We start from the raw sequence: 20,252 nt of genomic DNA on the forward strand, positions 1-20,252 counted from the left end.
CGCACGAAAGCCGCCTCCGGGCGGCTTTTTTCGATTCAAAGGGGGAATCTCTGCTGGAAACGGAGTGAATGCTGAAGCAATTGTTGCTATTTTTGAGATGCTAAGTTGATTTCAATCGGTCTAGTTTTTCAATAGTCAGGGAATACACTGAGGCCTAACGAGATGACGGCTGCGCACGAGGCCAGACGTCATCGCGCAACGCACAGAACCCACACCATCAACGACTATTGGAAACCATCATGAGAACCGCTTCCTTCGCCTTGCTTTTCTCTGCCGCTATCGCCGCACCGGCTTTCGCGAGCGGTTATGGTCCGGCGACGTCATATCGGCCGGAAGTCGCCACCTACACGCAACCGAGCGGCGTGACCCGTGCTCAAGTCAAGGCGGAAGTGGCGCGCGCTCGCGCAGCCGGCGAACTGAATCAGAATCCGTACGCGCCGATTTCGGCCGACAGCGTGAGCGCCACGCCCGGCAACAGTCCCAAAAGCCGTGCCGAGGTGAAGGCCGAGTTGGCCGAAGCCCGCGCGAGCGGTCAATTGAATGTGAATCCGAATGCGCCGGCCTATGCGCAGCAAGCCGCACTCGACAGCTACACCGCGCCGCGTGCGCAAGTGGCGAGCGGCCTGGTCGCTGCATCGCATCGCACGGTGAACACGCAGAACTGAGTGGCGTGACGGCCTGCCTCTGTCCGGCGCGTGTATAGAACGCATCGTGTTCGCTTGAGAGAAGAAGCGAGCGCCATACGCTTCGACGGCGTACACTGAATCAGTCCGGCCGGTACGTTTGAGACGCGCTCAATACCGAATGCCCGCAGTCGCTCCGACTCGCGGGCATTTCTGTCTGTACGGCGTCGTACAATTTTGCGTAGCGGTTGCGAAAGGGCAGGTGCGTTCGACAGCGAGCGGTGAGCGGCGCGCGAACTTCGCATCCTGTCTTCCTCTCTATCGGATGAACGAGGCAGTGCGCGGCGAAGCCGGCCGCGTCAAGGGACATGGACCAAATCGAATGTGTAGTGATCGGCGCGGGCGTGATCGGTCTTGCCGTGGCACGCGCGCTGGCAGCGCGCGGGTGCGAGGTGATCGTGCTGGAAGCGGCCGAGGCGATCGGCGTGGGCACCAGCTCGCGCAACAGCGAAGTGATTCACGCGGGCATCTACTATCCGCGCGGCTCGCTGAAAGCCGCGCTCTGCGTGCGCGGCCGCGAGATGCTCTATGACTATTGCGCCGAGCGCAACATCCCGCATTCGCGCTGCGGGAAGCTCCTGGTGGCCACTTCGCGCAACCAGATTCCTCAGCTCGAAAGCATCATGGCCAAGGGGCGCGACAACGGCGTGCTCGATCTGCTGCGGATCAGCGGCGATCAGGCGCAAGCGCTCGAGCCGGCGCTCGAATGTGTCGAGGCGGTGTTCTCGCCGCAGACGGGTATCGTCGATAGTCATCAGTTGATGCTGGCGCTGCAGGGCGATGCCGAACGCGACGGCGCGGTGTGCGCGTTTCATGCGCCGGTGACCGCGATCGAGGCGAACAATGGACGCTTCGTCATCACCGTCGGCGGCGACGCGCCGACCACCATCAGCGCCGGCTGCGTGATCAACAGCGCCGGCCTGTACGCGAATGCGCTGGCGCGCAAGATCCGCGGACTCGACGCGCGTCACGTCCCACCGCTCTATCTGGCACGCGGCAACTACTTCAGTATCTCGGGGCGCGCGCCGTTCAGCCGGCTCATTTATCCGATGCCCAACGAGGCCGGCCTCGGCGTGCATCTGACCATCGACCTCGGCGGCCAGGCACGCTTCGGTCCCGACGTCGAGTGGGTCGATGCGATCAATTACGACGTCGATCCACGCCGCGCGGACTCGTTCTACGCGGCGATTCGCGCATACTGGCCCGCGCTTCCCGACGACGCCTTGCAGCCCGCGTATGCGGGTATTCGTCCGAAGCTATCCGGCCCGGGCGAACCTGCCGCCGACTTCGTGATACAGGGGCCGGCCGCGCACGGCGTGCGTGGACTCGTCAATCTGTTCGGTATCGAGTCGCCGGGTTTGACGGCGTCGCTCGCGATTGCGCAGCGGGTATGCGAGTTGAGCGGGCGCGCCTGAACGGGTCGCGCTCACGCAATGTCGCGGCGCTGGCTTGCGCAAGCCGTCTTCATTTCATGCTGCAACGCCTCGCCGGGTCATCGAGCGAGGCGCAGTGGCAATTCGGTTATCTCTATCATTTGGGGCATCACGCGCGGCGGCTTCATTGCTATGCTTGAGGACCGCTGTCACTAGAACGGCGATCAGTTCATAAAACGGAGTAAGTCCCCATGAAATCTTCCCGTCGTACGTTTTTGATCACCAGCCTCGGTGTGGCTTCCACCTTCGCCTTGTCGCGCCAGGCTTTCGCGGATGCACCGAAGGTCGCCGAAAGCGACCCGACCGCGCAAGCACTCGGCTATAAAGAAGACGCGAGCAAGGTCGACAAGGCGAAGTTCGCGAAATATGCCGCGGGCCAGGACTGCGGCAACTGTAGTTTCTTTCAGGGCAAGGCCACCGATGCCTACGCCCCCTGCCCGATGTTCGCGGGCAAGCAGGTCGCGAGCAAGGGTTGGTGCAGCGCATATAACAAGAAAGCCTAGGCGCCTTTGAACGCGGCACCTGGTCGGTGCCACGCGAGATGCGCCGCAACATCGCGGCGCTCGATCGAAGCCCCCTTGCCGAGGCGTCTTCCGTCATTGCGGCAGACGCCTTTTTGCCGCTTGAAAACAGCTTGTGCGCTCTTTACACGCCAAGGCGATTACACCGACGCAAGCGCAGTTTTTGCTCTCGCGCCTTGACGCGTCCTCACGCGCGATGGCGTTCGCCACGACCTATGTCGAGCACTTTTCGCAGGCTGGAGATTCGCATGGCACCCGCGTCGAGAAGTCTCAATACACGTGCCGTCGTCGCTGCGGTCATCGGCAATGCGCTCGAATGGTACGACTTCACCGTGTTCGGATTCCTCACGGTGGTGATCGCGCAATTGTTCTTTCCGGCGAGCAACGACTATGCATCGCTGCTGCTGACCACCGCGACCTTCGGCGTCGCTTTCGTGATGCGGCCAATCGGCGGCATCGTGCTCGGACTCTATGCGGATCGCGCGGGACGCAAGGCGGCGTTGTCGCTCGTGATCGCGCTGATGACGCTCGGCATTCTGCTGCTCGCCATTGCGCCGCCGTATTCGGCGATCGGCATCGGCGCGCCGCTCATGATCGTGCTCGGCCGACTATTGCAGGGCTTTTCCGCCGGCGGTGAGTTCGGCAGTTCGACGGCGTTGCTGATCGAGGCGGCGCCGTTCTCGAAACGCGGCTTCTACGGCAGTTGGCAGATGGCGAGCCAGGCGGCGGCACTTCTGCTCGGTGCGGCGGTGGGCGCGCTGATCACGCGCGGCTTGTCGCCCGACGCGTTGAAATCCTGGGGCTGGCGCGCGCCCTTCATTTTGGGCTTGATCATCGGACCGGTCGGCTTTTACATCCGCCGGCATCTCGCCGATTCGGAAGCCTTTCTGCTCGCGCAGAAAACCGCGCCGCGCGCCACGCTCGGCGAAGTCTTCAGGAACCATAGTCGCGACGTATTGTGCGGACTCGGCTCGGTGATCGCGCTCACCGTGACGATCTATGTGCTGATCAGCTATCTGCCGACCTTTGCAGTCAATCAACTGAAGTTGCCCTACGCGCAGTCGTTTTATGCGGTGATCGTCGGTAATCTGCTGTTGACCGTGCTCTCGCCGCTGACCGGCGCGTGGTCGGACAAGGTGGGACGCAAGGGCTTATCGCTGTGGTCGCTGACGATCACGCTCGTGATCATCTATCCGCTGTTCGCATGGCTCGCGGCCAGCCCGAGCGTGTCGAAGCTGATTTTCGTCCAGGCGCTTCTGTCGATCACGCTATCAGGCTATTACGGGCCGTTCGGTGCGCTGATCGCCGAGCTGTTTCCGGCGAACGTTCGCTCGATCGGTTTATCGCTCGCCTATAACATCGCGGTGATGGTGTTCGGCGGGTTTGGGCCGTTCATCGTGACGTGGCTGATCGAAACGACCGGCTCACCGCTTGCGCCGACTTATTACGTGATGGGCGGATTGGCGCTGTCGATCGTCGCGGTGGCCTGCATTCCGGGCAGGCGGCACGTGGATCTGGATGCGCAGCGCAAGACGGCCTGAACCGCTGCTCATCGACATCCGCGCGGACCTGGCGCGCCGCTTACTCTAACTCCGCGCCTTCATCAACGGCGGCCGCTTGTCGAACCACGGCCGGGCCGCTTCGAGTTGTGCCGCGAGCCGCAAGAGCGTCGCTTCGCCGCCGGTGCGCGCCGCGAATTGCACGCCGATCGGCAAGCCGCGCGCATTCCAGTAAAGCGGCACCGACATCGCCGGCTGGCCGCTCAGGTTGAACAACTCCGTGCATCCCGCCCACGCGAAGGCCTTGTTCGATGCTTCTTGCAGCAGCCGTTTCATCAGCGCTTCGAGCGGCATCGCGGTGACTGCACGCATCTGCATCCGTTCAGCGGGAGTTGGTTGCATTTCACCGATCTTGATCGGCGGCGCGGCAAGCGTCGCGCACAGGATCGCATCGTAGCGATGCAGCAGATCGGTGAGGCGCTCGGTAATGCGGCGCTGTTCTTCGAGCGCGGCGGGCAGGCCGCTCTCACCGAGCTTGCGGCCGACATGCGCCATTGCCCACGTCGAGATTTCGAACTCCGCGCGCAGCGGCTTGTGGCCGCTGATGCGCTCGGCGTTCAGCACCAGGTCTTCCGCCGTCACGGACCACAGCGTGAGAAATGCATGGCGGACCGTCGCGAAATCGATGCCGAGCGAAACCGGCTCGATGTTATGGCCGAGCGAGTGGGCGAGTTTCGCGGCGTCTTCGAGTGCGGCGCGCGAATCGGCGGAAAGCGTCGGCGCCAGCATCGGGTCGGTGACGTAGGCGATGTTCAGCGGCTTGCACGGCTCGCGGCTCGCGCCCAGAAAGGTGCCGGGTGCGCCGAGCGGCCGGTCCGCATTGCCCGCGAGCAGATCGAGCAGCAACGCGCTGTCGCGCACGCTGCGCGAAATCCCGAGATCGATGCCGAGTTCGCCGGCGCCGGGTGGCGTTGCGCGTGGCACGCGTCCGCGTGAAGGCTTGAGGCCGAACAGTCCGCAGCACGAGGCCGGAATGCGGATCGAGCCGCCGCCGTCCGATGCATGCGCGAGCGGCACGATGCCGGCGGCAACGGCTGCGGCCGAGCCGCCGCTCGAACCGCCGGGCGTGTGATCGAGATTCCACGGATTGCGGCACGCACCGAATAGTTCGGGCTCCGTATAAGGCATCTGGCCGAGTTCGGAGGTGCTGGTTTTGGCGAAGATGTTGAGGCCGGCTGCTTTCGCGAGCGCGACCACCGGGGCATCCTGCTCCGGAATGAAGTGGCGGTAATGGCGGCTGCCCATTGCCATGCGCAGGCCGGCGACCGGCGCGCCGAGGTCCTTGATCAGAAAGGGCACGCCGGACAGGGCGATCTGCGCGCCCGTGCTCTCTGGAGCCTGCGCGCCGTTGGTTCTGTTCGCGTCGTCGCGTGACGCGCGTTGGCGGGCTGCGTCGTAGTCTTTCAGGACAATCGCGTTGATCGCGGGATTGACGGCTTCGGTGCGCGAAATCGCGATGTCGATCAATTCGCGCGCGCTGGCCTGGCGAGTGCGCACCAGTTCGGCGAGGCCGATGGCGTCATGGGCGAGATAGTCTGATTGCACGGCGGATGAGTCCTCGCTATCGAGTATGAATTCTGCCGGTTGCCTATGCACGGGATGAACCCGTTTTGCCGGGCTTGCCGTCGCCCGGGTTGATCGTCACACATGGAAAAAGACGGCGTGTCGCCGACACGCCGTCTTTGGGAGAGTAACCGAGTTCGAGTGACTCGCGAGCGTTTGTCACGCGGATTCGACAGGGTGCAGCACGTGCGCGAATCCATTGCGCGATTCAGAATCGCGCGGTGCCGACGTCAGTACAGACGCTCGCCGAGGAACGTCAGCGTGCGGCCATGCGCCAACGCCGACGCGCGCTGGTTATACGATGCGCGCTCCGAACAGTTGAAGCCGTGATCAGCGTTCGGATAAATGTAGAACTCGACGTCGCTGCGGCCGGCGAAGCGTTCCTGAATCTGGCCGACATCCGACAGCGGAATATGCGCGTCGAGTTCGCCGTAGTGGAACTGCATCGGCACCCGGATGTTCGGCACCTGATCGAGCTGGTTCTGGATGCCGCCGCCGTAGTAGGCGACTGCGCCGTCGACCGAGCCTTGCGCCGCGGCCAGATACGCGAGCCGGCCGCCGAAGCAGTAGCCGATGGCCGCGACGTTGCCGGTGACTTCGGGCATCGCGCGCAATGCCGCCGCGGCTGCGCCGATGTCGGTGACGGCCTGGTCGAGGTTGGTCTTCTGCATCAGTTCGATGCCCTTGTCGCGATCGGCGCCGTCGTACGTCAATTCGACGCGCGGCTGCACGCGCCAGAACACGTCCGGTGCGAGCGCGACATAGCCGTCCTGCGCGTACTGGTCCGCGATCGAGCGGATATGGCCGTTCACGCCGAAGATTTCCTGAATGATGATGACGGCCGGACCTTTGCCGCCTTTAGGCAGCGCAAGGTAGCCGCCGAAACTGTCGTCGCCGGCGGGGATGTCGATCCATCGGGAAGTCGTGCTCATGCTGTTCTCCATTGGCCTGCACGAGATTGCGCGAGGCCGGTCTTAACGAAAATGCCAGAGGCCCGAATGCCTGAAGCGGCAGTTAGTGTGCCATCAAAAGAACCGCCTTGCAGCGCGGCTGGGAGCGGGTTGACGAGCCGCGCCGCGCGGCGCTGTTCTCGTAAGGCGAATGAAACATTCTTGATAATTCATTTTTCCGTCGTGGTTCGCGTCGGTAGAGTCGGCGTATCGGCTCGCCCCTGTTGCGAGCGTATTGCCGGAAAAGGAATAGATCATGAGTGAAGACAGTTTTGTGACGCCGTTTGCGCAGCGTTTTGAAATGCGGGTGCCGGTGGTGCAGGCGCCGATGGCCGGCGGCGCGACCACGCCGGCGATGGTGGCGGCCGTGTCGAGTGCGGGCGGGCTCGGCTTTCTCGCGGGCGCGGCGTTGTCGCCCGAGAAGATCGCGAGCGAAGTCGCGGCGATTCGCGCGCTGACCGATCGTCCGTTCGGCGTGAATCTGTTCGTGCTCGACTCCGCCGCGCCCGACGATGCCACCGTGCGGCGCGCGCTCGAAGCGATCGATCCATTGCGCGCCGATCTTGGCTTGCCGCCGGGCCAGCCGCTCGAACGCTACGCGCCGGACTTCCGCGCGCAACTGGACATGCTGATCGAATTGCGCGTGCCGGTGGCGAGTTTCACATTCGGTCTGCTCTGCGCCGATGACGTGACACGGCTGCATGCGAATGGCCTCTATGTAATAGGCACTGCGACGCACGTTGCCGAAGGTGTGGCATGGCGCGACGCCGGCGCGGACGCGATCGCCGCGCAAGGCGCGGAAGCGGGCGCGCATCGCGGCACGTTCATCGGCGCATTCGAGGAAGCGCTGATCGGCACCATGGCGCTCGTGCCGCAACTCGTCGATGCGACCGGACTGCCGGTACTGGCCGCGGGCGGCATCATGGATGGACGCGGCATTGTCGCCGCCCTCGCGCTCGGTGCGCAAGCCGCGGTGATGGGCACCGCGTTCCTCACCTGTCACGAAAGCGCAATACCGCAGGCATGGAAAACCCGAGTACGCGCGATGTCCGACACGTCGACGTCGGTCACGCGCGCGATCACCGGACGCCATGCCCGTGGCATACGCAACCCGTTGATGCAACGCTTGAGCGAAACGATGGACAAGATCGCGCCGTATCCCGTGCAAAATGCTTTGACGCAGGAACTGCGTCAAAGCGCGGGCCGCGCGCAGAACGGCGACTATCTTTCGCTCTGGTCGGGCCAGGGTGCACCCTTGGTCCGTGCGCGCAGTGAAGACCTCGGCGCCGCCGAATTGATGGCGCAACTCGAGCAGGAATGGCGTGCCGCGACGGCACGGATCGCCGCATTCAAATAAGGATTTGGCGGCACTCCCGGCGCGCTTCGCAATCGATTGCGAAGCGCTTGATTTTTAAGCACGGAACCGGTTCGAATCACTAATGGTTTTAGCCGGGAAAGTCTCGAGCCGCAGCTTTTAGAATAAAGCCTCACCTGGCGGAAACCCGCATGGGTTGGCGATCTCCAGCCAGTCAAGCCAGCCCGAACGGGCCACTGTGGGATAAACGCTATTAGTGTTCATCCCACTTTCTCAAAAAAGTCCCACAAATTAATTTGATCACCTACACTTGCGCGCAAGTACGGTTTGCCGCCTGTCACAAACAGTCCGGCAAAGGTGCTGGCCAAGTGCATGAACGATGCAACCGGCGTGATCGTCCACGGGACTGAGCGACACGTGTTGGGGAAGCGGGGGCACAGGGCGATTACGTTGTTTTTGGGACCGAAACTGGAGACTTACATGAACATCAAGATTCAAAAGCTGTTGCCGATCAGCGCTGCGGCGATGCTGTTCGCGACGTTGGCAACATCGGCTGCAGCCGACACGGTCGTCAAGATCGGTCACGTTGCGCCGTTGACCGGCGGTATCGCTCACCTGGGTAAAGACAACGAAAACGGCGCGCGCCTGGCAGTTGAGGAAATCAACGCCAAGGGCCTGACGATCGGTGGCCAGAAAATCACGCTGCAACTCGATCCGCAAGACGATGCGGCCGACCCGCGCACGGCAACTCAAGTCGCACAGAAGCTGGTCGACGACAAGGTCGTCGCCGTCGTCGGTCACTTGAACTCGGGCACGTCGATTCCGGCATCGAAGATCTATAGCGATGCGGGCATCGTGCAGATTTCGCCGTCGGCCACCAACCCGGCCTATACGCAACAAGGTTTCAAGACGACGTACCGCGTCGTCGCGACCGATGCGCAACAAGGTCCGGCACTGGCTAACTACGCAGCGAAGGGTCTGAAAGTGAAGAGCGTCGCGATCGTCGACGACTCGACCGCTTACGGCCAGGGTCTCGCGAACGAATTCGAGAAGACCGCCAAGTCGCTCGGCCTGAACGTGATGTCGCATGACGCGACCAACGACAAGGCTGTCGACTTCCGCGCGATTCTGACGAAGATCAAGGGTGAAAACCCGGATGCGATCATGTACGGCGGCATGGACGCCACCGGCGGCCCGTTCGCGAAGCAAGCCAAGCAGCTCGGCCTGCGTGCGAAGGTGCTGGCAGGTGACGGCGTCTGTACCGACAAGCTGTCGGATCTGGCTGGCGATGCAACCGACAACATCGTCTGCTCGGAAGCCGGTATGGCGCTCGAAAAGATGGCTGGCGGCCCGGCGTTCCTCGCCAAGTATCAGAAGCGTTTCGGTCAGCCGATCCAGATCTACGCTCCGTTCACGTATGACGCGGTGTACATCATCGTCGACGCGATGAAGCGTGCTGGTTCGACCGATCCGGCGAAGATCCTCGCAGCGATGCCGACCACCGACTACAAGGGTGTGATCGGTGAAACCACGTTCGACTCGAAGGGCGACCTTCAACACGGCGTGATCTCGCTGTACAACTACAAGTCGGGCAAGAAGACGCTGCTCGATGTCGTGAAGATGTAAATCCGCGCGACTGGGGACGGCTTATTGGCTGTCTTCGGTCAACTGGTTAAAAGGCACGCAGGCCGTCAGGCTTTGCGTGCCTTTTCTTTTGGGCGCTGGCATAAGAGACTCACGGTTGCGTACACCATATGAGGAAATGCCGTGACCACTGTGACCCGCTCGATCGATGACGACTGGCGCCGCTGGATTGCCGAAAATCTGCTGCTCGACGCCGCGCCGCCCGCGTTGCATGACGCGCTGGTCGAACACGGTTTCGCGCCGGCACACGCCGCGCGCGAAATCGATGCGGTGCTCGCGAGTCCTTATTTTCATGGGGCCGCACGCTTGCGCAATCGTTTGCGTAAGCGCGAGTGGATTTTGTCGGTGTATGGCGCGCTCGACAGCATGCGCGCGGCGAGCGGCGTAATCGAGCGGCGCGAGCGTTTATCGCGCGATGAATTCTTCGAGCAGTACTACTTTCAGAACCGGCCGGTCATCATCACCGGCGCATTCGATTGTTGGCCCGCGCGCACCCGATGGACTTTCGACTATCTGCGCGGGCGTTGCGGCAACGCCGAAGTCGAGGTGCAGTTCGGCCGCGAGTCGGATGCCAATTACGAGATCAATCAGCCGAAGCTCAAGCGGATGATGCGTTTCGCCGATTATGTCGATCTCGTCGAACGCAGCGGTCCGACCAACGATTTCTACATGACCGCGAATAACACCTCCCGCAATCGCACGGCGCTCGCGGGGTTATGGGCGGATGTGCCGGTCATCGGCGAATATCTCGATGGCGAATCGCCGGATACGGGCTTCTTCTGGATGGGACCGCCCGGCACCCGAACGCCGTTTCATCACGATCTGACCAATAACTTCATGGCTCAGGTGATCGGCCGTAAGCGGATCAAACTGGTGCCGTTATCCGATACGCCGCAGATGGCGAACCATCTGCATTGCTATTCGCAGGTGGACGGCCACGCAATCGACTACGAACGTTTTCCGTCCATGCGCAACGCGCATCTGCTCGAATGCACGCTCGCGCCCGGCGAATTGCTGTTTCTGCCGATTGGCTGGTGGCATTACGTGGAAGGACTCGACGCATCGGTGACGATGACGTTCACCAATTTTCTGCGGGGTAACGATTTTTCGCGTCACTACGATACGTATCACGAACTTTGACGCGGGGGCACCGGAGGTTGTTTTGAATCGCGGCGTTCAGGTATTCGCTTCGAAACGCAGCGACCCGTCCTATTCGACTCATGACGCGACAGTTAAGCGTGCGGTGCGGGCATAAAAAAGGCGAGCCGGTTGCCCAGCTCGCTTCTTCTCTTGCGACGCTTGTTTTGCTGCGCCGTTATGTGCCGCCGTTATTCGAATTCGTCACTTCTTTGTCGCGAGGCTGCCGAGGCCGGGCAAGCCGCCGCCCGAACTCACCGCGCCGGTCAAAGTGCCCGTGACCGTGGTCAGTAGGCCGGTGATCGGCGCGAGCGGGTTGCCGGTTGAGTTGCCCGTTCCACTCCCGGTGCTCGAAGCCGCCGCCGCGCTTCGGCGTCAGATCTTCAGGCGCCGCAGCACCTTCGGACCGGCAACCGCGATCGACGCGGAACACACGGCGACGACCGACAAACCGATCGTCAGATTGGTCAGCTGCGTCACCGCACCGATGATCACCGGCCCAAGCAGCAACCCGAAGTACGCGAGCCCCGCGACGTGCGCGAGCCCTTCGGCCGCGTGGACGCCCTTCACGTTCGCCGCCGCCGCGAACAGCACCGGCATCATGTTCGCGAGGCCAAGGCCGATCAGCGCGAAGCCGATGAGCGCCGCGATCGAATTCGGCAGCAGCAGCGCGTCGACCATACCGGCGCAGGCGAGCGTCGCACTCAACATCACCAGTTGCGGCGCGCCGAAGCGGGCGCGCACCGCGTCGCCGGCAAATCGCGCCGCCGCCATGCCGCCTGAGAATGCCGCGTACGCCGCGCTCGCGAGCGCGGGCGTAGCCAGTACGACGTCGCGCATATAGACGGTGGCCCAGTCGTACATCGCGCCTTCCGCGATGAGCGCGACCAGCGCAATCGCGCCGAGCGCCCACAGCGCCGGCGAGCGCCAGCGGCTCGCGCGCGGCGTGGCGGAGTCCGGGTGCTCGGCGTGCGGCACGTGCGGCAACACCGACGGGCAGGCGCTCACGAGGACCAGCGCGCTGACCGCGGCGGCCAGTGCCAGATGCAGCGCCGGCGCCATGCCTCGTGACAGCAACGCACCGCCGACCGCCGCGCCGAACATCCCGCCGACACTGAACATGCCGTGCAGCGCCGACATGATCGGCTTGCCCAGTGCTTTCTCCACGGCGCTGGCTTCGGCGTTCATGGCGACGTCGAGCGTCGCCATGCCCGCGCCGAAGATGGCCAGCACGACCAGCAGCATCCAGTACGCCGGTACGACCAGAATCAGCGCCGCGCAAACCGCCATCACGAGCCCGCCGGCGAGGCAGGCGCGGCGCGTGCCGACCCGCGCGATCCATGAAGCATTCGCCGCCATCGCGCCGATCGAGCCCCCGGCCACGGCCAGCAGCGCGAACGAGAGCAGCGCCGCGTTCAGATGGAAGCGGTCGCGCACCGTCGGCACATGCACCCCCCACGACGCGTACATCATGCCGGCGATGAAGAAGACCGCCATCGTGGCGTAGCGCGCCCGCTGTCGAGCGGTGTCGGACAGGTCGCGGTGAGCGGCGGGGAGCGTGGCGAATTCGGCGGGTTGGTGGTCGGGCACTGAAATCTCGTGGAAGGGAGTCGCGTGGCGAAAAAGCACACGTGGGGTAAGCGCGTTGAAAGCGGATTTTCGATTCTATCGAAGTGGGCGGCCTTATGTTTGGAAGGGGGGCGGCGGATACTGGCGATTATTCGGCGTCAACGTGACAGGCGGTGCAGATGGTTCGCCGTCCTCGTTCCGTGGCTGTGCCCTCGGCGATTCGCCACCCATCCACCCCTCTACCGAGGTATGCGCTCTTGAACATTCCCGCTCATGCTCCGCTGCATCTGCTGCACACGGCCGCTGTCGGCACGCTCGCCACGCACGCGCGCCAGCCGGAAGGTTTTCCGTATCCGTCGATGCTGCCATTCGCTCCGGACACGCGGCATCGCCCGACGATTCTGGTGAGCCGGCTCGCCGAGCATACCCACAACCTGCGCGCCGATCCGCGCGCCGGTTTTCTGGTGGTCGACGCCCCCGACGGCGACGTGCTGAGCGGGCAGCGCGTCACGCTGCTGGGCACCTTCGAACCCGTCGACTCGACGCCGGAGGTCGTACAGCGCTACTTGCGCTATCACCCGGATGCGGAGCGCTACCTTGTTCTCGGGGACTTCACTTTCTGGGCGATGAAGCTCGAGCGGTTGCGCTACATCGGCGGCTTCGGTGCGATGGGATGGTTGAGTGGGGCCGAACTCGATTCGCTGCCGCCACTCGGCGTCGATGAGGAGAATGCGCTCATCGAAGAATTCAACCGCGCTTACGGCGGCGGTGGGGCGTTCCAACTGCTTGGCGTTGACCGATACGGCGCGGATCTGAAGCTGGCAGGTGTGCGCAAGCGGCTCGCCTTCGACGACGCCGGGCTGACCCCCGAAACCTTGCATACGGCGCTTGAAGGTTGCATCAAACGACAAACGAATTAGTTTGATTGTGTTTCCGGGAAAACACTCATGTACCAATAGAGGAGCCGGTGTCTCCCGAAAAATGCACGCGGGATGCTTATATGAAAGTTATCATTCCATGAAATGTTTATGCCGGATCGCTATCTGAATTTCCATTTTTTGATAAATAATCACGTAAATACGAGGGATCACGGCCGTTTTCAGTGACGTCCGAAATCAGGCGTTTGAAAGAAAGCGTAGGATGCAAAGTTACGCGGGAAACTTTTTGAAACGAATTTCGATTAATTTTTCATGCCTGCTTTTGTGGGCTTTCTATTTTGTGTTAATCTCGCCAAAAAATTCCGAGGCATGAACACCTTCAAAGGGCAAGCCGGCTTAAGACTGGCAGTCATTTATCCAAACTACAAGGGAACCTATGTCTTCCTACAAAGAACTACTCGCACAGCGCGAGAAGCTTGAAAAGCAGATTGAAGAAGCGAAGTCGCGTGAATACGCAGAAGTATTGAATGAGATCAAGCAGAAAATGGCCGACTACGGCATCTCGCTGACCGAACTAGGCGGTGGCCGCGCAGCGAAGGGCGCTAAAGCCGCTCGCCCGCGCGCAGGCGTCGCGCCGAAGTATCGTGACCCGGACAGCGGCAGCACGTGGTCGGGCCGTGGCAAGCCGCCGCGCTGGATCGCAGGTCTGGACCGTGAGAAATTCCTGATCCAGAAGTAATGCTCGTGGCCGGCAAAGTACTGCCTCGGCCCGCTGGTAATACGACTTGATCCAGTCAGTGCGCTTAGCGCGCACTGATCTGGCCAAAGAAAGCCGCGTACCGTTAGGGCGCGGTTTTTTTGTTTGTGCGGCGTATTCGTGTGGTATTTTGCCGCGCGCACTTCGGGAATTGAACGCGAATGCTTTTCGTTTAGATAACCACATGATTTAAAAGGAATTTTTTAGATTTTCGCCGTCTGCTTCGGAGTGCCGCGGGTAGAATACGGGGACGCACTTTTTTCACCCCATTTCACGATGCCTTCCGCCTCCACCGCCCAATCCGCCGAGAAACATAGCGTTGCGCGCAAAAGCACGTTTGTGAGTATTGCGCTCAATGCGGTGTTGATGACACTGCAAATCGTCGTCGGCCTGTTTGCGCATTCTCAGGCGCTGGTTGCCGACGGTGTCCATTCCCTCGCCGATCTGATTTCCGATTTTGTCGTGCTGTTTGCCAATCGGCATAGCGGCGCGAAGCCCGATGCCGATCACAATTACGGACATAGCCGTTATGAAACGGTGGCTTCATTATTTTTGGGCGCGTCATTGATTGCGGTGGGTGTCGGCATGTTGTGGCGTGCTGGCACACGCCTCGCCGACTTGCAAAGCATTCCCGCCGTGCATGCGAGTGCGCTCGCGGTCGCGGTGCTGGTGCTGATCTCCAAAGAGAGCCTGTTTCGCTACATGCTGCGTGAAGCGCAGCGCGTGCGCTCGGCCATGTTGATCGCGAACGCATGGCATGCGCGCTCGGACGCGGCGTCGTCGCTGGTGGTTGCGATCGGCATTGTCGGTAGCCTTGCCGGCGTGCGTCTGCTCGATCCGATTGCCGCGGCGATCGTCGGCTTTATGGTTGCGCGCATGGGCTGGATGTTCGGCTGGGACGCGCTGCAGGATCTTTCCGACCGCGCGCTCGACGAAGCCGCCTCCGCCGACGTCCGCGCGTTGCTGCTCGCGACCCCCGGCGTGCGCGAAGTGCATGAAATGCGCACACGCAAGATGGGCGACTTCGCGCTCGTCGACGCGCACATCCTGGTCGATCCGCTGATCTCCGTCTCCGAGGGGCACTACATTGCCGAATCGGCGCGCCTGCGCGTGCTGAGCGACAACCGGGTACTCGACGCGCTGATCCACGTCGACCCTGAGAACGATGCGGTGTCGCATCTGCCTGTCGATCTGCCGGCGCGGGAGCGGGTGATCACGGAGGTCAACGCGGCGTTGGCGGCGGGCGGTATGCAGGCCGCCGCAGTCAACATCCACTACCTGAGCACGGGGCTCGACGTGGAGGTGGTGCTACCGGCGGCTCCGCCCCGTGTTTCGGACCGCGAGCGTGGCGCGTCGACGCTCAGCCAGATCGATCTGGGAGAACTCAAGCGTCGTTTGGGCGCCCGCAAGCTGGAGGTGTTGCAGGAATTGGAGGTACTCCCGGCACGAACCGGTGGCGCAGCGGCCGATCGTGCCAAAGCCGCGGAATCGCACGGCACCGTCTGATTACTGACTCGACGAGCGTCGATAAAACAGGCGCCGCGCAGGCGAAGGGCGGCAGCGTCACCCCGTCAAGCGATCACAATGGCAATTGCGTATCGAACTTGATTTCGCGCAGCACGACGCTCGTGCGCACTTGCGCAACGGCGGGAATCTTGAAGATGCGTTCGTGCAGAAAGCTGTCGTACGCCTTGATGTCGGGCGCGACGATCTTGAGGATGTAATCGGATTCGCCGGTCGTGCTGTAGCACTCGGTGACTTCGGGACAGGTGGCGATTTCCCGCTCGAACTGTTCGACGCCGCCCTCGGTATGACGCGTCAGGTGAATATGCGCAAGCGCGCACACATGCAGTCCGAGCTTTTCCCGGTCGAGCAGCGCCGTGTAGCGCTGGATGACCCCCGATTGTTCCATGTCCTTGATGCGTCGCCAGCAAGGCGTGCTCGACAGGCCGACCTGGTCGGAGATCTCTTGCACGGAACGGCGGGCGTCCAGCTGCAGCAAGCGCAGGATTTTTTGTGAGAACGTATCGAGTGTCAACTGCGCCTCCGTTTGCGTCGCCGTATCAACGCATGGTAGAGGGCGCGAAAACGAAACGCAATGTAAAACGGCTTCGGCGAGGGAGATCGCCTAATTTGCCGGTTCCTCAGCGGCGTTTTGTCCTGAGCCGTCCCCATCTTTAGCCGCCCCGAGCAAGGCGGCCTGACTCGCGCGCAGGTCTTTCAGCATGTTGCAGAAAAGCGCGCCCTGTTCGATTGCGTCGTCCAGCGCGACGTGGGTATGCGGATGCTCGTCGAACCAGTGTTTCGGGAAGCGCGGCTTGATGTTCTTGCGGTACGGCAGGCCGGTCATCGCGAAGGCGAGCGTCTTGATGTCGAGTGCGGACCAGGAAAACGGGCAGCGGCCGACGAACCGCATCATGTACCAGAACATGTAGGTGAAATCGAAGCCGGCGGGCATCGCCACGAATACCGGCTTGCCCGGCAACGCCTCCACCCAGTCGACGTAGGCCGTCAGCGCGGCCTCGGGCGTTTGCAAATCCTTGCGGCAGGCCGCCCATGCGTCGGGCTGGGTCTTCCACCACGCTTCCTGAACAGGATGCGGCGCGGCGCCTTCGAGCAATTCGAGATTCGCCGAGAAGGTGGCGATCAGCTGCTTGTCTTCCGTGTACGCGGCTGACGCGAAACTGAGCATCGAATGCGGACCGGGGATCGGGCCGTCCGCTTCGACATCGGTGCTGACGTAGATTTCGCTGCTCATGCCTGCACCCCGTCGGCAACATACGGATTGGTGCGCCGTTCCGCGCCGAATGTGGAGGTGGGACCGTGGCCCGGCACGAAGGTGACGTCGTCGCCGAGCGGCCAGAGTTTTTCGCGGATCGAGCGCACCAGGTCCGCATGATTGCCGCGCGGAAAATCCGTGCGGCCGATCGAGCCGGCGAACAGCACGTCGCCCACCAGCGCGAGCCGGTGCGCGCGGCTGAAGAACACCACGTGGCCGGGCGTGTGCCCCGGGCAGTGATAGACCTCGAGGGTCTCGTCGCCGAACTGCACGGTGTCGCCGTCGTGCAGCCAGCGGTCCGGTTCGAATGCATCGGCGGCGGGGAAGCCGAAGCGCGTGCTTTGATCCGGCAGCTTGTCGAGCCAGAAGCGCTCGTCGGGATGCGGGCCTTCGATCGGCACCCCATAGTGCGTGGCGAGTGTCTTCGCGCCGGCGCAATGATCGATGTGGCCGTGGGTCAGGAAGACTTTCTCGACCGTCACGTTCTGCCGCGCGATCTCGCCCTGGATGACGTCGAGGTCGCCGCCCGGATCGACGACGGCCGCGCGTCCGGTCGCCTCGCAAACGAGCAGCGAGCTGTTCTGCTGGAACGGCGTGACGGGGATCAAGGTGACTTTCATGGGGGACGGCGCCGCTGGAAAAACGTTGATTGTACCGGCGTCTCGCTCGTGCTCGCCGAGCCGTTGAAGCCCGCCGGGGCGGGCTTTTGTCTGCTCATTTTTGCGGCAAATGTGAGAATTCATCAAGCTTTTCATGTGCTTGGCGTCTCAAAATTTTGTTTTGGGTATAATGGACCCCATGCACAGGTCACTGTGTTGTCACACGGCGATGCGTCCCCATCAAAAATGGACACGCGGATCGCCACTCAAGTATGGGCTGTCGCGTTTGTCGACGGCCATCAAGTATCGATGCGTTCGATGCACACGTCTTGCCCAGCCAGGCGCCACGCGCCTGCAACGGACTTAACTGCCGTGACGCTGGGTGGGGCCTACGCCGCCGTTCCTGTGCGCTGAGTTGCGCGCGCAAGAACGTGTTTGCCACGTTCGATGGCGGCATGTGGGGTCTGGTCAGGCTGCCGGGGACAGGTTGCGCCAGACGTGAAAATTAACCGTGCGGTAGCGGCTGAATGAGCCGCATCCGGGCTTTGACGTACTGCGCTCGTCTGCGCGGCGCGTTGTCGTCCTTTGCCGCCGGAGTCGCAGGCAACACGCATAACTTTTCGCGTGATGCGGCTCGACAATTTGATACGTCTTATGAAAACTCGGTTGACCCGCAGTCTGGGGACTCTTTTTGCCTTTTTTGTGCTGGCCGGCTGTGCCACGCCGCCAGGCGCCACCGACACGTCCGCAAACGACGTGCCGCGCAGCACGAAACATGCGCAATCGGGCACCTTCGGACCGCAATCCTACGGTAGCGCGCCGGCCTCTGGCCCGGCTGCCCAAGGCACGCCGTTGGCCGACGCAAAGCCACTGACGGACGACGGCGCGGACGTGTCTGACTTCCATCAGACGGGTCGCGCTTCATGGTACGGTCGTTTCTTCCATGGCCGCCGTACCGCTAACGGCGAACGTTACGACATGCACGCGCTGACGGCCGCGCATCGTACGCTGCCGCTCGGCTCGTATGTGCGCGTGACCAATCCGGCCACCTCGCGTTCGGTCATCGTGCGTATCAACGACCGGGGTCCGTACGCGCGTGGCCGCGTGATCGACCTGTCGGCCGCCGCCGCCGCTGCGCTCGACATGCGTCACGCCGGGACGGCGAGCGTGCGGATCGAAGGTTTGACGCAGCAGGAAGCGCGCGCCGAACTCAACGAAACGCTGGCGTCGACCTCGGGTTCGAACGCCGAGAAATGATGTAGGTGCGTCTGACGCGCCTACAGCGTCGCGCAGCACGGCGGCCACGCACGCAGTGGCTGTCTCCGCAAAAAAACGAAGGGCCGCGCGGTTCAGAACTGCGCGGCCCTTTAGTTTTGTCCGTTCGTTTTACTCTCCGTCCGCCTTCAGGGCCAACGCGCGCGTGTACAGCGCGTTGCGCGACGCGCCGGTGATGGCCGCCGCCACCTTCGCCGCGCTGCTCACCGTCAACTCTTCCAGGAGGATGCGCAGCAACGCGTCGTGATCGTGTTCGCCCGCGGCTTCTGGCGATGCGCCTTCCACCACCAGTACAAATTCACCGCGTTGCCGATTCGGGTCGGCGGCGAGCCACGTTGGCCCTTCGGCCAGGGTGCCGCGATGCAGCGCTTCATGTAACTTCGTCAGTTCCCGCGCGATCAGCAGCTTGCGCTCGCCGCCGAACGCGTCGGCCAGCGCCTGCACCGTTTCGATAATCCGGTGCGGCGCTTCGTAGAACACCATCGCGTGCGAATGTTGCGCGAGCGTCTGCAATGTCGCGGCGCGGGCTTTTGCTTTCGGCGGCAGGAAGCCGAGGAACGAGAACGTCGCGACCCAGTCGCCGGCTGCGCTCAGCGCGGTCGCGAGCGCGCTTGCGCCGGGCAGGGGGATGACCGGAAAGCCGGCGTCACGGACCGCATCGACGAGTTTTGCGCCGGGGTCCGAAATGCCGGGCGTGCCTGCGTCGGACACGTAGGCCACGCGTTCGCCCGCTTGAAGATGCTCGATCAGACGCAGCGCCGCGGCCCGCTCGTTGTGCTGATGCACGGCGACGAGCGGCTTCGAGATGCCGTAGCGCGCGAGCAACTGGCCTGTGTTGCGGGTGTCTTCGGCAGCGATGCGGTCCACCAGTCCGAGCACATGCAACGCGCGCAGGGTGACGTCGGCGATGTTGCCGATCGGCGTGGCCACCACATACAGCGCAGCGGCAGGGTACTGCTGCCCTTGCGCGAGTTCGGAGAGAGGAGTCATGAGGCAGAAGACGCAAACAGACGGAATGAGGCCGCCATTGTGCCACGTGGGGTTGCGCGGGTTAGGCGGGGAGGGCGATCGGCACGACGGTCGGACTTCGAGGGAGCGGACGAGTGCGCCGACAGGGGCGAAGGCGCGGAGGACCGAAGCGTCGGCGACCGCGGTGACTACTGTCACGCCGACAACGACATCCCACGCAGCGCCCATGCCCTACAACTTTTCCAAACCCAGCGGGTCCAAGCTCGTCGGTGCGGCTTTCGAGGTGCGTGCGCGAGAATTCCTGCAACGCCAGCGCTTGCGGCTCGTCGCACACAACGTGTCGTGCCGGAGCGGCGAGATCGATCTCGTGATGCGCGATCGCGACGGCGTGCTGGTGTTCGTCGAAGTCCGCGCGCGTTCGCAGCGTTGCTACGGCGGCGCGGCCGCTAGCATCGGCTGGCGCAAGAAGCAGCGCATCGTGCGCGCGGCGCAGCACTACCTGGCGACGCGCAGTGACGGTTCGCGAGGTCAGCCAGCCTGCCGTTTCGACGTGATTGCTTTCGACAGCGGCCGGCTTGTCTGGCTGCGCGACGCGTTTCGCGCCGACGAAGTCTGACGCCT

18 protein-coding genes and 1 pseudogene are annotated in these 20,252 nt (G+C 62.9%); 12 read left to right on the forward strand and 7 right to left on the reverse strand.

What is annotated here, in order from left to right; all coding sequences use genetic code 11:
• The first annotated feature begins 239 nt into the window (after positions 1–239).
• From ACZ9H4_RS23770 to ACZ9H4_RS23785, 4 genes and pseudogenes are all read left to right on the forward strand, one after another.
• Entirely contained in the window at positions 240–665 is a 426-nt protein-coding gene (locus ACZ9H4_RS23770) for a DUF4148 domain-containing protein (RefSeq protein ID WP_408323119.1), read from the forward strand.
• Positions 666–985: 320 nt separating this feature from the next.
• A pseudogene (locus tag ACZ9H4_RS23775) lies at positions 986–2,098 on the forward strand (NAD(P)/FAD-dependent oxidoreductase); the annotation flags it as partial.
• A 209-nt stretch (positions 2,099–2,307) separates the two neighbouring features.
• Positions 2,308–2,619: a high-potential iron-sulfur protein gene (locus ACZ9H4_RS23780; protein ID WP_408139638.1), complete on the forward strand. Its 312-nt coding sequence runs from the start codon at positions 2,308–2,310 to the stop codon at positions 2,617–2,619.
• Between the two features lie 266 nt (positions 2,620–2,885).
• Positions 2,886–4,178: an MFS transporter gene (locus tag ACZ9H4_RS23785; RefSeq protein WP_476121180.1), complete on the forward strand. Its 1,293-nt coding sequence runs from the start codon at positions 2,886–2,888 to the stop codon at positions 4,176–4,178.
• Between the two features lie 45 nt (positions 4,179–4,223).
• Here ACZ9H4_RS23785 and ACZ9H4_RS23790 read toward each other — a convergent pair whose 3' ends face one another.
• A complete protein-coding gene (locus ACZ9H4_RS23790) occupies positions 4,224–5,741 on the reverse strand; it encodes an amidase (protein WP_408156549.1) in 1,518 nt (505 codons plus the stop codon).
• Between the two features lie 248 nt (positions 5,742–5,989).
• The gene (locus ACZ9H4_RS23795) at positions 5,990–6,691 is read right to left on the reverse strand and encodes a dienelactone hydrolase family protein (RefSeq protein ID WP_408139634.1); all 702 of its coding nucleotides are present in this window, start codon (positions 6,689–6,691) and stop codon (positions 5,990–5,992) included.
• A 274-nt stretch (positions 6,692–6,965) separates the two neighbouring features.
• Between ACZ9H4_RS23795 and ACZ9H4_RS23800 the strand changes: the two genes are divergently transcribed.
• The 3 genes from ACZ9H4_RS23800 (at position 6,966) to ACZ9H4_RS23810 (ending at position 10,808) form a co-directional block, all read left to right on the forward strand.
• Positions 6,966–8,066, forward strand: a complete 1,101-nt coding sequence (locus ACZ9H4_RS23800) for an NAD(P)H-dependent flavin oxidoreductase (RefSeq protein WP_476121183.1) — start codon at positions 6,966–6,968, stop codon at positions 8,064–8,066.
• Positions 8,067–8,504: 438 nt separating this feature from the next.
• The gene (locus tag ACZ9H4_RS23805) at positions 8,505–9,650 is read left to right on the forward strand and encodes a branched-chain amino acid ABC transporter substrate-binding protein (protein ID WP_408139630.1); all 1,146 of its coding nucleotides are present in this window, start codon (positions 8,505–8,507) and stop codon (positions 9,648–9,650) included.
• Positions 9,651–9,791: 141 nt separating this feature from the next.
• Positions 9,792–10,808, forward strand: a complete 1,017-nt coding sequence (locus ACZ9H4_RS23810; RefSeq protein ID WP_408139629.1) for a cupin-like domain-containing protein — start codon at positions 9,792–9,794, stop codon at positions 10,806–10,808.
• 372 nt (positions 10,809–11,180) lie between these two features.
• Here the strand turns inward: ACZ9H4_RS23810 and ACZ9H4_RS23815 are convergent, their stop codons facing one another.
• Positions 11,181–12,395: an MFS transporter gene (locus tag ACZ9H4_RS23815; protein ID WP_408139627.1), complete on the reverse strand. Its 1,215-nt coding sequence runs from the start codon at positions 12,393–12,395 to the stop codon at positions 11,181–11,183.
• Positions 12,396–12,631: 236 nt separating this feature from the next.
• On the opposite strand from ACZ9H4_RS23815, the gene ACZ9H4_RS23820 reads away from it, so the two are divergent.
• The 3 genes from ACZ9H4_RS23820 to ACZ9H4_RS23830 all read left to right on the forward strand — a co-directional run bounded on the left by ACZ9H4_RS23820 (position 12,632) and on the right by ACZ9H4_RS23830 (position 15,515).
• The gene (locus tag ACZ9H4_RS23820; protein ID WP_476121186.1) at positions 12,632–13,294 is read left to right on the forward strand and encodes a HugZ family pyridoxamine 5'-phosphate oxidase; all 663 of its coding nucleotides are present in this window, start codon (positions 12,632–12,634) and stop codon (positions 13,292–13,294) included.
• A gap of 394 nt (positions 13,295–13,688) precedes the next feature.
• Entirely contained in the window at positions 13,689–13,991 is a 303-nt protein-coding gene (locus tag ACZ9H4_RS23825; protein WP_007179626.1) for an H-NS histone family protein, read from the forward strand.
• Between the two features lie 294 nt (positions 13,992–14,285).
• Positions 14,286–15,515 (forward strand): cation diffusion facilitator family transporter, encoded by a 1,230-nt coding sequence (locus ACZ9H4_RS23830; protein ID WP_408139623.1) that lies wholly within the window; start codon positions 14,286–14,288, stop codon positions 15,513–15,515.
• Between the two features lie 73 nt (positions 15,516–15,588).
• On the opposite strand, the gene ACZ9H4_RS23835 is transcribed toward ACZ9H4_RS23830, so the two are convergent.
• The 3 genes from ACZ9H4_RS23835 to ACZ9H4_RS23845 all read right to left on the reverse strand — a co-directional run bounded on the left by ACZ9H4_RS23835 (position 15,589) and on the right by ACZ9H4_RS23845 (position 17,408).
• Positions 15,589–16,047: an Lrp/AsnC family transcriptional regulator gene (locus tag ACZ9H4_RS23835; RefSeq protein ID WP_012431468.1), complete on the reverse strand. Its 459-nt coding sequence runs from the start codon at positions 16,045–16,047 to the stop codon at positions 15,589–15,591.
• Between the two features lie 90 nt (positions 16,048–16,137).
• Complete coding sequence (locus ACZ9H4_RS23840) at positions 16,138–16,767, reverse strand: 3'-5' exonuclease family protein (protein ID WP_408139621.1); 630 nt, start codon at positions 16,765–16,767, stop codon at positions 16,138–16,140.
• Complete coding sequence (locus tag ACZ9H4_RS23845) at positions 16,764–17,408, reverse strand: MBL fold metallo-hydrolase (RefSeq protein ID WP_408323114.1); 645 nt, start codon at positions 17,406–17,408, stop codon at positions 16,764–16,766. The genes ACZ9H4_RS23840 and ACZ9H4_RS23845 overlap by 4 nt, the downstream gene beginning before the upstream one ends.
• A gap of 633 nt (positions 17,409–18,041) precedes the next feature.
• Between ACZ9H4_RS23845 and ACZ9H4_RS23850 the strand changes: the two genes are divergently transcribed.
• Positions 18,042–18,644 (forward strand): septal ring lytic transglycosylase RlpA family protein, encoded by a 603-nt coding sequence (locus tag ACZ9H4_RS23850; RefSeq protein WP_476121191.1) that lies wholly within the window; start codon positions 18,042–18,044, stop codon positions 18,642–18,644.
• Positions 18,645–18,773: 129 nt separating this feature from the next.
• On the opposite strand, the gene rsmI is transcribed toward ACZ9H4_RS23850, so the two are convergent.
• Entirely contained in the window at positions 18,774–19,652 is an 879-nt protein-coding gene (rsmI, locus tag ACZ9H4_RS23855) for a 16S rRNA (cytidine(1402)-2'-O)-methyltransferase (RefSeq protein WP_408156562.1), read from the reverse strand.
• Between the two features lie 205 nt (positions 19,653–19,857).
• Between rsmI and ACZ9H4_RS23860 the strand changes: the two genes are divergently transcribed.
• Positions 19,858–20,247 carry a YraN family protein gene (locus tag ACZ9H4_RS23860; RefSeq protein WP_476121193.1) on the forward strand — a complete coding sequence of 130 codons (390 nt, stop codon included), beginning with the start codon at positions 19,858–19,860 and terminating at the stop codon, positions 20,245–20,247.
• Positions 20,248–20,252: the final 5 nt, after the last annotated feature.

The organism is Paraburkholderia sp. TE9906, from assembly GCF_056279605.1.

Excerpts from the sequence above, each read along its gene's own strand:
- ACZ9H4_RS23770 (WP_408323119.1), top strand. The coding sequence starts at position 240 with ATGAGAACCGCTTCCTTCGCCTTGCTTTTCTCTGCCGCTATCGCCGCA.
- ACZ9H4_RS23780 (WP_408139638.1), top strand. The coding sequence starts at position 2,308 with ATGAAATCTTCCCGTCGTACGTTTTTGATCACCAGCCTCGGTGTGGCT.
- ACZ9H4_RS23785 (WP_476121180.1), top strand. The coding sequence starts at position 2,886 with ATGGCACCCGCGTCGAGAAGTCTCAATACACGTGCCGTCGTCGCTGCG.
- ACZ9H4_RS23795 (WP_408139634.1), bottom strand. The coding sequence starts at position 6,691 with ATGAGCACGACTTCCCGATGGATCGACATCCCCGCCGGCGACGACAGT.
- ACZ9H4_RS23800 (WP_476121183.1), top strand. The coding sequence starts at position 6,966 with ATGAGTGAAGACAGTTTTGTGACGCCGTTTGCGCAGCGTTTTGAAATG.
- ACZ9H4_RS23805 (WP_408139630.1), top strand. The coding sequence starts at position 8,505 with ATGAACATCAAGATTCAAAAGCTGTTGCCGATCAGCGCTGCGGCGATG.
- ACZ9H4_RS23825 (WP_007179626.1), top strand. The coding sequence starts at position 13,689 with ATGTCTTCCTACAAAGAACTACTCGCACAGCGCGAGAAGCTTGAAAAG.
- ACZ9H4_RS23830 (WP_408139623.1), top strand. The coding sequence starts at position 14,286 with ATGCCTTCCGCCTCCACCGCCCAATCCGCCGAGAAACATAGCGTTGCG.
- ACZ9H4_RS23840 (WP_408139621.1), bottom strand. The coding sequence starts at position 16,767 with ATGAGCAGCGAAATCTACGTCAGCACCGATGTCGAAGCGGACGGCCCG.
- ACZ9H4_RS23845 (WP_408323114.1), bottom strand. The coding sequence starts at position 17,408 with ATGAAAGTCACCTTGATCCCCGTCACGCCGTTCCAGCAGAACAGCTCG.
- ACZ9H4_RS23850 (WP_476121191.1), top strand. The coding sequence starts at position 18,042 with ATGAAAACTCGGTTGACCCGCAGTCTGGGGACTCTTTTTGCCTTTTTT.
- rsmI (WP_408156562.1), bottom strand. The coding sequence starts at position 19,652 with ATGACTCCTCTCTCCGAACTCGCGCAAGGGCAGCAGTACCCTGCCGCT.
- ACZ9H4_RS23860 (WP_476121193.1), top strand. The coding sequence starts at position 19,858 with ATGCCCTACAACTTTTCCAAACCCAGCGGGTCCAAGCTCGTCGGTGCG.